Origin of the sequence: Kitasatospora sp. NPDC057223 (assembly GCF_042669755.1) — a bacterium.
Taxonomy (GTDB): domain Bacteria; phylum Actinomycetota; class Actinomycetes; order Streptomycetales; family Streptomycetaceae; genus Kitasatospora.
This window is the reverse complement of the sequence record NZ_JBHUWW010000067.1, coordinates 1-13,309: the sequence shown is the minus strand read 5'-3', so window position 1 is coordinate 13,309 and position 13,309 is coordinate 1. Positions and strand designations below refer to the sequence as shown.

The following is a 13,309-nucleotide window of genomic DNA, read 5'->3' as shown; positions in this document are numbered from 1 at the left end:
GGTCGCGGTTCGGTCACCAAAACCCGGGTGACCCCGGTGGCAGCTGCCACCGGGGTCACCCCTTCACCACCGGCCGGGGTCACCGGCCCGGCGTTCAGTCCTCGTCGTCCGGTCCGCCGATCGCACCTCCGGCGCCACCGGCCCCGTCGGCCACGGCGGTGCCGTCGGCCTTCAGGTGGATCACACCGTAGTGGTAACCGTGCCGGCGGTAGACCACGCTCGGCAGGCCGCTGTCCTTCTCCACGAACAGGTAGAAGTCGTGGCCGACCAGCTCCATCTCGTAGAGCGCCTGGTCCAGCGCCATCGGCGCGGCGGGGTGCGTCTTCTCGCGGACGACGAGCGGGCCGTCGCCCTCCACCTCCAGCGACCCCATCCTGGTCTTGCGGACGGCTCCGTCCGTGTTGTCCTCGACCTCGGTGACGCCGGGGAGGGCCTTGAGCGCCGCGGTCGCCTCAGCGACGCTCAGGGGGGTGCGGCCGTTGCCGCCCTTGGTCACGCGCCGCCGGTCGGCGGCCTTGCGCAGCTGTGCGTCGAGCTTCGCCGAGGCCAGGTCGAGCGCCGCGTACGGGTCCGCCGCGTTGGCCTCCGCCCGGATCACGGGGCCACGGGTACGGACAGTGATCTCGACCCGCTCGGACCGTTCGGCCTGACGCGGGTTGTGCTCCTTGGACACCTCGACGTCGAGGCTGATCACCTTGCCGTCGAACTTCTGGACCTTCTCCAGCTTCTCGGCCACGTGCTCGCGGAACCTCTTGGGCACCTCGGTCTTGCGGCCCTTGACGACGATGTCCACGCAGAACTCCGATCCCTCGTGCTGACGCCGATCCGGCGTGACCACCGAATCGGGCTGAGACCCAGCCGGACCAGCCTTTCCTCTGCCGGCCCTCCGCGCCGCCGCGGGCGGCGGACGCAACTGGCCCTCACCTCACTTCCTCCCCACCAGGGACGCTTGAAACCCCCTGGAGCCTCATGGAACACCCGGCGGGGGGATTTCGCCTCCCCGGCGGGCCGGAAGGTCCGAAGCGGGTACGGCGGGGGCTGGCTGTAAAGCTGTTGCACTCTGTCTACCCTCCCCGGAGTGAAAGACCGGTAAATATCTGGACAACTCCGCCCGTACGGACCAACCTGAGCGTCACTCTGCGTGCCTGGCCGCCGTTCAGGAGGAGACCGTGCCGCTTCCCTCGCCGCTTCACGAACTGTGGACCGAACTCCCGGGCGAACTGCTGGGCCTGCTGCTGCCCGCCCCCTGCGCGGGCTGCCCGACGGGCCGCGGCCGGCTCTGCCCCTCCTGCCGGGCCGCCCTGGCCGGGGCCCGGCCCGGCCCCACCGCCGTCGCGGGAGTGCACGCCGCGGCCCCGTACGCCGATCCCGTCCGCAGGCTGCTGCTCGCGCACAAGGAGCGCGGGGCGCTGCACCTCGCCGGGCCGCTGGGAGCGGCGCTGGCCGGCGCCGTCCGCTCGGCGCTGGGGCCGGGCGGGCCCGGCGCGCCGCTGCTGCTCGTCCCGGTGCCCTCGACCCGGGCCTCGGTCCGGGCCCGCGGCCACGACCCGACCCTGCGCCTGGCCCGGGCCGCCGCCCGCTCACTGCGCCGGTCGGGGCTGCCCGCCTCGGTCGCGCCGGTGCTGCGGCACACCCGCCGGGTGGCCGACCAGTCGGGCCTGACCGCCGAGGCCCGGCGGCGCAATCTGTCCGGCGCGCTGGCCGTCCCGCCGCGGCTCGGCCGCCGGCTGGCTCGGCCTTCACCGGATCAGGCGTCACCGGATCAGACATCACCGGGTCAGACATCACCGGATCAGGCCCTACCCCGTCAGGCGGCGCCGGGTCAGGCGCTGCCGCGTCAGGCGGCGCCCTGGCGGCTGGTGCTGGTCGACGACCTGGTCACCACCGGCGCCAGTCTCGCCGAGGCCGCCCGCGCGCTGGCCGTGGCCGGCGCCCCGCCGGCGGCCGCCGCCACGGTGGCGGCGGCCGTGCTGCGCCGGGCGCCGGCCCCGGCTGCCCGTCAGCCGGGGTAGAAGAAGGAGTTCGCCTTGTACGGCAGGACGACCTCGCGCCACTGGTTGCCGGTCAGCCGGTAGATCTTCAGCGAGTTGCCGTCCACCGCGAGGACCAACGGAATGCTCGCGTTGTCCCGGCCCTCCGAGGCGGCGGCCGAGACCATTCCCACGGCGCTCTGGAGCGAGGCGTCGCCGCTCTGCGAGCCGTCGGTGCCGATGTAGTACAGCTGCTGCAGCCGGTCCTTCTCCGTGCCGAGCACGACCAGCTGCTCGGTGTCCGCCCAGGAGACCGAGGCCACGTCGGTGAGCAGGGGCGCCACGGTGTGCAGTCCGCTGATCCGCACCACCGGCCGGTCCGGCGTCCCGTTGTGCGTGACGACGGCCAGCGCGAGGGTCCGGACGCCGGCGGCGTCCTTGAGCACCAGGGCGACCCGGACACCGTCCGAGGAGACCTTCAGGCTCTGGACGGTCCTGCCGCCGAGGTCGTCGACCGGCACGGTGACCGCGCCCCGGTCCCGGAGCAGCTGCACCTTCGGGGCCTGGTCGCGGTCCACCACCCACAGTTCGCCACGGCCGTCCCAGCTGAGCGAGGCCAGCCTGCCGGTGGTGCTGAGCACGGGCTTGCCGAGGGTGTCGCCCGTGGAGGTGCCCACCGTGTACAGGTCGTGGCCGTCCGCGCTGACCACCGCGGCCCGCTGGCCGTCCCGCCGGACGGCGACCGTGCCGAGTTCGGGCCGGCCGCCGGCCGGGGCCTTGCCGAGCTCGCCGGGCACCGGGGTGCCCTCGCCCTGGTCGGCGGCCATCATCAGCTGGCCGGTGTCCGCGCGCTGGTAGTACTGCCGGGTGGCGGTCGAACCGCCGGCCAGGCTGCCGGGCGCGACCTGGTCGGACAGCGTCCGGGTGGTCGTGCAGCCGCCGCCGGCGCTCTTGAGCTCCAACCGGTCGATCTGGCTCTTGCCCTGGTCGGAGAGGGTGTAGAAGAACTGCGCGGCCATCCGCTGGCAGAACTGCAGACGCCCGGCGAGTTCGGCCCCGGCGATCTCCACCCGGGCGACCTTGCTGTCGTCCACGACCACGTGCTGCACGGTGACGCCGTCGAGCGCCGTGCTGACCACCGGCGCCAGCCACTGCGAGGGACCGGTGGCCAGGGCCTTGGCGGCGGCGGTGAGCGGGTCTATTCGGCGGCGCAGGTAGATCGGGTCCGCGACCAGCACCTCGTGCGCGGTCGGCGCCGAGGGGTCGGCGGCGGAGTAGAAGAAGCGCGAGACCTGCCGGTAGCTGTTGCGGAAGTTGGTCTGGTTGACGACCAGCCCGTCCGGCAGCTGGTCGATCCGCCACTCCCCGTCCTCCTTGACGAAGATGTAGCTCGCCCTCATCTCACCGTCGGAGTCGCGGTACGAGTGGTTGTCGTCGATCCGGGCGACCTGGGTGGCGGAGGCGGTCAGCTCGGCGGCGGTCTCGCCCTCCCCGATGCCGCGGTCCCCCGAGATCGCCGGGTCGCCGGCGAGCACGACGATGCCGGCCGCGGGGTTCCAGCGGGCGCGGGCGCCCTTGCTGAGGTACTTGCGGGCGGTGTCGTAGTTCTCCTCGTCGGCGATCGAGGCGTCCAGGAATCCCGCGAGCATGCCCCGCGGGGTCTCGCCCTTGTTGGGGGCCACCGGGAACACCCGCACCTGGAGGTTCTTGTCCGCCGCCCCCTGGGAGATCTCCACCCGGCTGACCGGGCCGGCGTCGGGCATCGCCGCGCAGCCGCCCAGCAGCAGCGCGGCCGGTACGACGACGGCCACGGCCGCCCTGGGGAGGTCAGTCCCCCTGCTGCTGGTCCTTCGCACGCTGCGACCCCTCCGTGTCCGTACCGCCCGTGCCGTTCCTGCCGTGCGGGTCGCCCCCGGTCTCCTGGCCCTCGGCCGTCCGCTGCGTCACGGAGGGCCGCGCGGCCGTCCGGTCGACGACGACCTGGGCCCCCGTGGCACCGTACCCGGCCCCCGCCGTACGGACGTCCGAGGGGTCGGAGCGGGGCGCTGCGGGCCGTCGCCCGCCGAGGCCGGGGCCGATGCTCAGGACCCCGCCCAGACCGCTGCCGAAGCCGTTCTGCCCGCCCTCCGGCGTCTCGGGGACGACGGTGGGCTCGCCGGCCGCGGTGAGCGCGGTGGCACCCGCGGGCCGGCCGCGCCGGTACGGGGTGATGGAGGAGCCCAGACCGCGGTTGTTGCGGGAGTCCTCCGGCTCCAGCCGGAACGGCGCCCGGTTGATCTCGGCGCCGCGGGTGCGCGGCAGGGTCAGCCGGAAGTGCGAGCCGCCACCGGGCTCGCCCCAGGCCTGCAGCCAGCCGCCGTGCAGGTGCGCGTCCTCGACCGCGATGGACAGGCCCAGGCCGGTACCGCCGGTGGTCCGCACCCGGGACGGGTCGGCCCGCCAGAAGCGGTGGAAGACCCGGGAGGCCTCGCCGGGCTTGAGCCCGATGCCGTAGTCGCGGACACCGACCGCGACCGCGCCCTCGGCCGAACCGAGGCGGATCACCACATCGCGGCCCTCGCCGTGCTCCAGTGCGTTGACGACCAGGTTGCGCAGGATCCGCTCGATCCGCCGGGAGTCGACCTCGGCCACCACCGGCTCGCCGTCGCCGCGGATGATCACCGCACTGCCCTTGGCCTGCGCCAGCGGGTCCGCCGCCTCGACGACCCGGGTGACGACGTCCCGCAGGTCGACGGGCTCGGCGTCCAGGATCGCGGCGCCGGCGTCGAAGCGGCTGATCTCCAGCAGATCGGCGAGCAGCGACTCGAACCGGTCCAGCTGGCCCTGGAGCAGCTCGGCGGAGCGCGCCGCCATCGGGTCCAGGTCCTCGCGGCTGTCGTAGATCAGATCGGCGGCCATCCGGACGGTGGTCAGCGGGGTGCGCAGCTCGTGCGAGACGTCCGAGACGAAGCGGCGCTGCACCCGGGACAGCTCCTCCAGCTGGCGGATCTGCGCCTGCAGGCCGTTGGCCATCCGGTTGAACGAGTCGCCGAGGCGGGCGATGTCGTCGGTGCCGGTGACCTTCATCCGCTCCTCCAGGTGCCCGGCGGCGAGCCGCTCGGAGATCCCGGCGGCCATCCGGACGGGCGTGACCACCTGGCGTACCACCAGCCAGGCGATCCCGACGAGCAGGATCACCACGAACACGCCGGCGGTCGCGAGCGTGCCGATGACCAGCCCGAGGGTCTTGGTCTCCTGCTCGAACGAGAAGACGTAGTACAGCTGGTACGGAGTGTCGGCGGGCCCGATGAACTGCTGCCCGATCGCCAGCCCGGGCTCGTGGCGGTGCGCCGCGCTGCTGTCGGGCGAGCGGTCGATCACGGTGGGCTGTTCGAAGGTGACGCCGACCTCGCCGGCGACCTGGTCCTTCAGCGACTGCGGGATGCTGCTCGGCAGGATGTCGCCGGAGTAGCGGGGGCCGAGCATGTCGGAGCTCTTGGCGAACGCCTGCTGCCCGGTCGAGGGCACCATGGCGATCACCGAGTAGAGGCCCTGTCCGCTGCTGGCCAGGTCGGAGACCTGCTTGAGCAGCCAGGTGCCGATCTCGTCGGTGGTCGGGTCGCCGGTGCTGCCGACCTTGACCCGCAGCGCGGTGGCGTCGTCGATCTTCTTCTGTTCGCTCTGGAACCCGCCGCCGGCCTGGTAGCGGGCCGAGATCTTCTTGCTGTCCACCAGCACGGCCCGGAGCTGCGCCACCACCACCACGCCCAGGACCATCACCACCGTCACCGAGAGCAGCAGCGTCGCCGCCACCACCCGGAGCTGGATGGACCGCCGGTACAGCGCGCTCACCCGCAGCCACGGGCGGCGCAGCTGACGCGCGACCAGTGCGAGCAGGGCAGCCGGACCACGCCGGGGCGCGCGGCCCCGGGTGGTCGAACTCAGCACGTCCCCGCGCACGGCGGCCTCCCCGTCGGCGTCGGTGCCCGGCGGGGAGTCGTCAGCCTCGTACCTCACGTCAGCTGGGCCCGGCCTTGTAGCCGACGCCCCGGACGGTCACCACGATCTCGGGCCGCTCGGGGTCCTTCTCGATCTTGGAGCGGAGCCGCTGGACGTGGACGTTCACCAGCCGGGTGTCCGCCGCGTGCCGGTAGCCCCAGACCTGCTCCAGCAGCACCTCGCGGGTGAACACCTGCCAGGGCTTGCGGGCCAGCGCGACCAGCAGGTCGAACTCCAGCGGGGTCAGCGGGATGCCCCGGCCGTCCCGCTTGACCGAGTGGCCGGCCACGTCGATCACCAGGTCACCGATGGTGAGCTGCTCGGGCGTCGGCTCCTCGGCCCGCCGCAGCCGGGCCCGCACCCGGGCCACCAGCTCCTTGGGCTTGAACGGCTTGACGACGTAGTCGTCGGCACCGGACTCAAGGCCCACCACGATGTCCACCGTGTCCGTCTTCGCGGTGAGCATCACGATCGGGACCCCGGACTCGGCCCTGATCTGCCGGGCGACGTCGATGCCGTCACGGCCGGGCAACATCAGGTCGAGCAGGACCAGGTCGGGCTTGGTCTCCCGGAACGCGGCCAGCGCCTTGTCCCCATCGGCAACGAAAAACGGCTCAAAACCCTCACCACGCAACACAATGCCGAGCATCTCGGCCAGTGCGGAGTCGTCATCTACGACGAGGACGCGTCCCTTCATGCTTCCATCTTCTCATTACCGGATTGTGACCTGCGGCACAGCCGTGTCATTCCTCGTGCAACCCTTCACCGTAATTCGCCCAAACCGGACGAATGGCGACAGCCCGTCCGTCCCGGAAGGGCTGTTGTCGATCAGCAACCGGATACCCCTGGGGCGTCCGCACCCACCATGGCACGATGGGCCGCACAGGGCGCCGATCCGTCCTGCGACCCCGACGCCCCCTCCCAGGAGCAGTGATGACCGACACCCCGGGCTGGGCCCCGCCCAGCTCGTCCGAGCCTCCCCATCAGGAAGGCCGGCCGTCGGCCGACGCACCTGCCCCCCTACCCGGGCAGTCATCACCGCATCAGACCACACCACCGGCCTGGGGCGGCAGCTACGGCAGCCCCCGGCCCCCGCAGCAGCCCCCGCAGCAGTGGGGCGTCCCGCAGCAGCCCGGCCCCCCGCAGTGGGGCGGCGGACAGCAGCAGTGGGGCCCGCAGCCCTGGGGCGGCGCACCGCTGAGCCCGAAGCCCGGCATCATCCCGCTGCGCCCGCTGGGCGTCGGAGAGATCCTCGACGGCGCGGTCTCCACCGTCCGCAAGCACTGGCGCACGGCCCTCGGCGTCTCGCTCGGCCTCTCCGCGGTCGAGCAGACGATCAGCACGGCCCTGCTCTGGTGGTCCTACGACCAGCCGGACAGCATCCTGCCCACCGTGGCCACCGTGGCGAAGGTGCCGGTGAGCCTGCTCATCACGGTCGTCGCCACCGCCATGCTCACCATGCTGGTCAGCCGGGCCGTCCTCGGCCGGCCGGTCACCCTGGGCGAGGTCTGGCGCGACGCCCGGCCCCGGCTGCTCCCGCAGGTCGGCCTGACCCTGCTCATCGGCGTGATCTGCCTCGGCATCCTGGCCCTCTTCGCGGCGCCGCTGATCGGCTACGCCATCGCCGGGGAGCTCAGCGCGGGCGCGACGGCACCGCTGGTGCTGCTCGCCGTCCTGGGCGCCCTGCTGGCCTACTGGGTCTCGATCCAGCTGAGCCTGGCGGCGCCCGCGCTGATGCTGGAGAAGCAGGGCATCCGGACGGCGCTCTCCCGCTCCCTGCGCCTGGTCCGGGGCTCCCGGTGGCGGATCGTCGGCATCAACCTGCTCAGCCGGCTCCTGCTGGCCCTCACCGCCGGAATCATCGCCATCCCGTTCTCGATCGCCGCCGTGATCCTGAGCGGCGACGAACTGCTCGGCAGCGCCGACTCCGGCTTCACCGCCGGTCTCGACGTCGCGCTCCCGCCCGCCGCGCTGATCGCCGTCGCGATCGGCGGCCTGATCGCCGGCACGATCACCATCCCGGCGGGCGCCGCGATCAACGTGCTGGTCTACGTCGACCAGCGGATCCGCCGCGAGGCCCTGGACATCGAGCTGGCCCGCGCCGCAGGCCTGCCCGAGTACGGCGGCACGAGCTGGAACGGCGCCGGCGACCCGGCCGCACCGAGGCTCTGACCGGATGCCGACCTGGGGGGAGGTGGCGCTGCCGGCCGGTGGCGCCCCGGTCACGATCCCGCGCGACCCGGCCCGCGACGCCGCCCGCGACGAGCTGCTGAACCCCGCCTACCACCGGCACGACCCGAGCCTCCTGGAGCGGGCCACCAGCTGGTTCTGGGACCAGTTCAGCAAGGCCCTGGAGGGGGTCGGAAGCGCCACCACCGGCGGCACCGGCCTGGTCCTGTTCGCCGCGGTCGCCCTGGTCGTCGGCGCCGCCGTCTGGTGGCGCCTGGGCGCCCCCGGACGCGCCGCCCGCACCAGCACCGCCCTCTTCGCCGGCGAGCACGCCCGGACCGCCGACCAGCACCGCGCCGAGGCCCGCCGGCTGGCCGCGGCCGGTGCCTGGAACGACGCGGTGCGCGAGCAGATGCGCGCCCTCGTCCGGGCGCTGGAGGAGCGCACACTGCTCGACCCCCGCCCCGGGCGCACCACGGACGAGGCCGCCGCCGAGGCCGCCCGCGCCCTGCCCGCCCACGCCGCCGCCCTCGCCGAGGCCGCCCGGACCTTCGACGCCGTCGCGTACGGCGACCGCGCCGCCGACCAGGCCGCCTACCGACTGCTCGGCGACCTGGACCAGGCCCTCGAACGCACCCGCCCGGTGCTCGCCCCGACCCCGGAAGGCGCGGTATGACCGGCACCGGCACCCCCGCCCCGGCGATACCCGACGCACCACCCGCACCGGGCGCACCGGACCGACCCGACGCGCCGCCGACCGCGCCGGGAGAGGTACCCGCCCCCGAGGCCGCCCGCACCAGCCTGGCGCCCACCGGCCGCGGGCTCTGGCGGCGCGCCCGCTGGTACCTGCTCGCCACCGTTCTGCTGCTGCTGGCCGGCCTGCTGCTCGCCGGCCTCCAGAACAACAGCCGCTACCCCGCGCTGGACCCCCGCTCCACCGACCCCGACGGCACCCACGCCGTGGTCCGCCTGCTGGAACGGCAGGGCCTCACCGTCGGCACCACCACCGACGCCACCGCCCGCCCGGCCGGCCCCGACACCTTCGTCGTCCCCGATCCGGACCGCCTCTCCGCCGGCCAACTGCGCGCCCTCGCGGCGGCCCACCACTCCCGCCTGGTGCTGTTCTCCCCCAGCGGCGAGACCCTCGCCGCCCTGGCCCCGGCCGTCCGCCAGGCGGCCCAGGGCGACAGCACGGACTACGCGGCACCCCGCAGCACCCCGGCCGGCTGCGCACTGCCGGACGCCGTCCGGGCCGGCACCGCCGGCCTCGGCGAGCTGCTCTACCTGCCGGGCCCGCACGGCACGGGCTGCTACCCGCGGCACAGCGCGTACGCCCTCGTCCGGGAGCCCGCCGGTACGGGCGCCGACATCATCGTGCTCGGCGGCGGCACCTTCCTCACCAACGACAGGATCGACGAGGACGGCAACGCCTCGCTCGCCCTCGGCCTGCTCGGCTCGCAGCCCCGGCTCACCTGGTACCTGCCGGACTACAGCACCACCGTGCCCGAGTCGCAGCAGAAGAGCATCGCCGACTTCATCCCGGCCGGCTGGTACTGGGCCGGGTTGCAGCTCGCCGTCGCCGCCCTCCTCGCCGCCGCCTGGCGGGCCCGCCGGCTGGGCCCGGTGGTCAGCGAGAACCTCCCCGTGGTCGTCCGCGCCGCCGAGACCACCGAGGGCCGGGCTCGCCTCTACCGCCGCGCGAAGGCCCGCGGCCGGGCCGCCGAGGCCCTGCGCCTCGCCGCCCTGCACCGGCTGGCCCCCGTGCTCGGTGTCCCGCTCGTCCACGGCGCCCCCGACCCCGTCGCGTTCTGCGCGGCCGCCGCCGACCGCCTGGCGGGCGACCGCACCGCCGCCGCCGTCCAGTTCCTGCTGTACGGCCCGCCCCCCACCGACGACACCGCGCTGCTGCGGCTCGCCGACGATCTGGACGCCCTCGAAAGGCAGGTACGACAGCCGTGACCGAGCAGGCCACCGCCGCCACCCCCAGCACCGCCGACCCGGCGGGCAACGACCCCCGGCAGGCCCTCACCGCGCTGCGCGCCGAGATCGCCAAGGCCGTGGTCGGGAACGACGCCGCCGTCACCGGTCTCGTCGTCGCCCTGCTCTGCGGCGGCCACGTCCTGCTGGAGGGCGTGCCCGGCGTCGCCAAGACCCTCCTCGTCCGCACCCTCTCCACCGCGCTGAGCCTGGAGACCAAGCGGATCCAGTTCACGCCGGACCTGATGCCGGGCGACGTCACCGGCTCCCTGGTCTACGACGCCCGCACCGCCGAGTTCTCCTTCCAGCCCGGCCCGGTCTTCACCAACCTGCTGCTCGCGGACGAGATCAACCGCACGCCGCCCAAGACCCAGGCCGCCCTGCTGGAGGCCATGGAGGAGCACCAGGTCACCGTCGACGGCGCGCCCCGCCGGCTGCCGGTGCCCTTCCTCGTCGCCGCCACCCAGAACCCGGTGGAGTACGAGGGCACCTACCCGCTCCCCGAGGCCCAGCTCGACCGCTTCCTGCTCAAGCTGATCCTGCCGCTGCCCTCCCGCGACCAGGAGTTCCAGGTCCTGTCCCGGCACGCCGCCGGCTTCGACCCGCGCGACCTCGCCGCAGCCGGCGTACGCCCGGTGGCCGGCCCCGCCGACCTGCTGGCCGCGCAGGCCGAGATCGCCAAGCTCACCGTCGCCCCCGAGGTGCTGGCCTACATCGTCGACCTCTGCCGGGCCACCCGGCAGTCGCCGTCCCTGTCGATCGGCGTCTCCCCGCGCGGCGCGACCGCCCTGCTCGGCGCCTCCCGGGCCTGGGCCTGGCTGGCCGGACGCGACTTCGTCACCCCCGACGACGTCAAGGCGCTCGCCCTGCCGGCCCTGCGCCACCGCGTGCAGCTGCGGGCCGAGGCGGAGATGGAGGGCGTCACCGCCGACTCGGTGATCCAGGCCGTGCTCGCCCAGACGCCCGCGCCGCGCTGACCCGGCGCCGCGACCGCCGCCCCACCACCCCGCCCGACAGCTGCTAGGGAGCATCCGCATGGCCCTCACCGGGCGAACCGCCCTGCTCGCCGCCCTCGGCGCGCTCGTCGTGGGCCTGCTCGTGCCGTCCTTCGCCGGGGTCGGGGCGGTCACCGGGGCACTGCTCCTCGCCGTCCTGGCGGACGTACTGCTCGCGGCACCCGTGCGCCGGCTGCGGATCGTCCGCAGCGGCGACACCTCGGTACGCCTCGGCGAGCCCGCCACCGTCGAACTGACCGTCACCAACCCGTCCGGCCGACCGCTCCGGGCGCGTCTGCGGGACGCCTGGCCGCCGTCCGCCTGGCGGCCGGGCACCGCCACCACCGCCTCCCGGCACACCGTCCTGGTCCCCGCCCACGAGCGCCGGCGCGTCACCACCGTGCTCGCCCCCACCCGACGGGGTGACCACCACGCGCACCGGGTGACGATCCGCTCGCTCGGGCCGCTCGGCCTGGCCGCGCGTCAGGGCTCCCACCGGGTGCCGTGGACGCTGCGCGCCCTCCCGCCGTTCAACAGCCGCAAGCACCTGCCGTCGCGGCTGGCCCGGCTGCGCGAACTGGACGGCCGCACCTCGGTCCTGACCCGCGGCCAGGGCACCGAGTTCGACTCACTGCGCGAGTACCTGCCGGGCGACGACGTCCGCTCCATCGACTGGCGGGCCAGCGCCCGGCGGAACACCGTCGCCGTCCGCACCTGGCGCCCCGAACGCGACCGGCACATCCTGATCGTGCTCGACACCGGCCGCACCTCGGCCGGGCGGGTCGGTGACGCCCCCCGCCTGGACGCCGCGCTGGACGCCGCGCTGCTCCTGACCGCCCTGGCCACCAAGGCCGGCGACCGGGTCGACCTGCTCGCCCACGACGTCCGGGGGCGGGCGTCCGTGGCCGGCCGGTCCCCGTCCGAGATCCTGCCGGCCTTCACGAACGCGATGGCTCTGCTGGAGCCCGCCCTCTTCGAGACCGACATGCGCTCGCTGGTCTCCACCGCCCTGCGGATGGCGCCCCACCGGTCACTGATCGTGGTGCTCACGGGCCTCGACGCGGCCCCCGTGGAGGACGGCCTGCTCCCGCTGCTGCCCCAGCTCACCAGACGCCACGAGATCGTCCTGGCCTCGGTCTCCGACCCCCACCTGGACGAGCTGGCAGCCGCGCGCGGCACCCTCGACGCCGTCTACGGCGCGGCAGCGGCCGAACAGACCCGGGCCGAACGCCGCCACACCGCCGAACGGCTCACCAGGCACGGCGTCACCGTGCTCGACGCCCCGCCGACCGCGCTGGCCCCGGCTCTCGCCGACGCCTATCTGGCCATGAAGGCAGCCGGGCGGCTGTAGGGCCCGGCCCCGGCCCTGGCAGCCTCAGGCCCGGCCGGCTCAGACCGGGGCGACTCAGTAGCGGGGCTTCACCCACACGTACACGCCCGCACCGCTCTCCTCGTCGCCGTCGGCGCCCTGGGCAGCTGTTTCGCCGTTCAGCCAGCCGGCCACACCCTCGGACTGCGCGACGGCCGAGGACTTGTCCCCGTGGAAGCCCTCACGCGCCGCCTGGTAGGCGAACCACCGCTCGACGTGCGCGAGCCAGGCCGCCTCGTCGGGCGCGAAGTGCATGGTGAAGCGCGGGTGGACCCGCAGCCAGTTGATCACCGTCGGCGACTTGTGCGTGAAGTAGTTGTCGCAGATCAGATGGACCTCGCCGCCCTCGGGCAGCTCCTTGTCCAACCGGGCGAGGTACTGGCGGAACGCGACACCGCGACGCCGGCGGTGCAGCGTCCCGGAGACCTTGTCGGTCGTGCTGTCCAGCGAGGAGAGCAGGGCGGTCACCGGTGCGGGGAGCGGCTCGTCCTTGAGGGTCTCCAGCGCCGTCCGGAGCTTCGGCCGCAGCAGAGTCTCCGCATCCACGTGCAGAGCAAGGACGCGCTCCGGCGGGGCCAGGTAGAGGCCTGCCACCTCGTGCGAGGTCTCCATCGAAAAGGGATCGGTAGACAAGCTGAAGGGCTCGGTACGCGGCTGGGGTTCGGGGTGGGCCTTGGGGCCAGGTCGTGCCATACCGCGATCGTATCTTGCACAAACGCAAAGAACCCCCACCCGGAATCGGGTGGGGGTTCTTCGGAAAAATTGTTCGGCGGCGTCCTACTCTCCCACAGGGTCCCCCCTGCAGTACCATCGGCGCTTTGAGGCTTAGCTTCCGGGTTCGGAATGTAACC

Annotated in this window: 11 protein-coding genes and 1 rRNA gene; 6 read left to right on the top strand and 6 right to left on the bottom strand. The window is 74.1% G+C overall.

The window, feature by feature from the left end; all coding sequences use genetic code 11:
- Window positions 1-94 precede the first annotated feature (94 nt).
- Window positions 95-793, bottom strand: a complete 699-nt coding sequence (hpf, locus tag ACFUK0_RS22995) for a ribosome hibernation-promoting factor, HPF/YfiA family (protein WP_380253088.1) — start codon at window positions 791-793, stop codon at window positions 95-97.
- Between the two features lie 376 nt (window positions 794-1,169).
- Here hpf and ACFUK0_RS22990 point away from each other — a divergent pair, with 376 nt between their 5' ends.
- Window positions 1,170-2,012 carry a ComF family protein gene (locus tag ACFUK0_RS22990; RefSeq protein WP_380253086.1) on the top strand — a complete coding sequence of 281 codons (843 nt, stop codon included), beginning with the start codon at window positions 1,170-1,172 and terminating at the stop codon, window positions 2,010-2,012.
- Here the strand turns inward: ACFUK0_RS22990 and ACFUK0_RS22985 are convergent.
- Genes ACFUK0_RS22985 through mtrA form a run of 3 tightly spaced genes read right to left on the bottom strand, consistent with a single transcriptional unit; the run spans window position 2,000 to window position 6,645 of the window.
- Window positions 2,000-3,781 (bottom strand): LpqB family beta-propeller domain-containing protein, encoded by a 1,782-nt coding sequence (locus ACFUK0_RS22985; RefSeq protein WP_380253084.1) that lies wholly within the window; start codon window positions 3,779-3,781, stop codon window positions 2,000-2,002. The two genes, ACFUK0_RS22990 and ACFUK0_RS22985, sit on opposite strands and share 13 nt — an antisense overlap.
- A gap of 16 nt (window positions 3,782-3,797) precedes the next feature.
- Window positions 3,798-5,966, bottom strand: a complete 2,169-nt coding sequence (gene mtrB, locus ACFUK0_RS22980) for an MtrAB system histidine kinase MtrB (protein WP_380253082.1) — start codon at window positions 5,964-5,966, stop codon at window positions 3,798-3,800.
- A 1-nt stretch (window position 5,967) separates the two neighbouring features.
- Complete coding sequence (gene mtrA / locus ACFUK0_RS22975; RefSeq protein ID WP_073922994.1) at window positions 5,968-6,645, bottom strand: MtrAB system response regulator MtrA; 678 nt, start codon at window positions 6,643-6,645, stop codon at window positions 5,968-5,970.
- Window positions 6,646-6,881: 236 nt separating this feature from the next.
- On the opposite strand from mtrA, the gene ACFUK0_RS22970 reads away from it, so the two are divergent.
- From ACFUK0_RS22970 to ACFUK0_RS22950, 5 genes are all read left to right on the top strand, one after another.
- Complete coding sequence (locus ACFUK0_RS22970; RefSeq protein WP_380253079.1) at window positions 6,882-8,120, top strand: glycerophosphoryl diester phosphodiesterase membrane domain-containing protein; 1,239 nt, start codon at window positions 6,882-6,884, stop codon at window positions 8,118-8,120.
- A 4-nt stretch (window positions 8,121-8,124) separates the two neighbouring features.
- Complete coding sequence (locus ACFUK0_RS22965; protein ID WP_380253077.1) at window positions 8,125-8,793, top strand: DUF4129 domain-containing protein; 669 nt, start codon at window positions 8,125-8,127, stop codon at window positions 8,791-8,793.
- Window positions 8,790-10,076: a DUF4350 domain-containing protein gene (locus tag ACFUK0_RS22960; RefSeq protein ID WP_380253075.1), complete on the top strand. Its 1,287-nt coding sequence runs from the start codon at window positions 8,790-8,792 to the stop codon at window positions 10,074-10,076. The genes ACFUK0_RS22965 and ACFUK0_RS22960 overlap by 4 nt, the downstream gene beginning before the upstream one ends.
- 74 nt (window positions 10,077-10,150) lie before the next feature.
- A complete protein-coding gene (locus ACFUK0_RS22955; RefSeq protein WP_380253133.1) occupies window positions 10,151-11,071 on the top strand; it encodes an AAA family ATPase in 921 nt (306 codons plus the stop codon).
- Window positions 11,072-11,129: 58 nt separating this feature from the next.
- Entirely contained in the window at window positions 11,130-12,440 is a 1,311-nt protein-coding gene (locus ACFUK0_RS22950) for a DUF58 domain-containing protein (protein WP_380253073.1), read from the top strand.
- A 54-nt stretch (window positions 12,441-12,494) separates the two neighbouring features.
- Here the strand turns inward: ACFUK0_RS22950 and ACFUK0_RS22945 are convergent, their stop codons facing one another.
- Both ACFUK0_RS22945 and rrf read right to left on the bottom strand, forming a co-directional pair.
- The gene (locus tag ACFUK0_RS22945; RefSeq protein ID WP_380253071.1) at window positions 12,495-13,070 is read right to left on the bottom strand and encodes a transposase; all 576 of its coding nucleotides are present in this window, start codon (window positions 13,068-13,070) and stop codon (window positions 12,495-12,497) included.
- A gap of 152 nt (window positions 13,071-13,222) precedes the next feature.
- Window positions 13,223-13,309, bottom strand: a 5S ribosomal RNA gene (rrf, locus tag ACFUK0_RS22940); the annotation flags it as partial.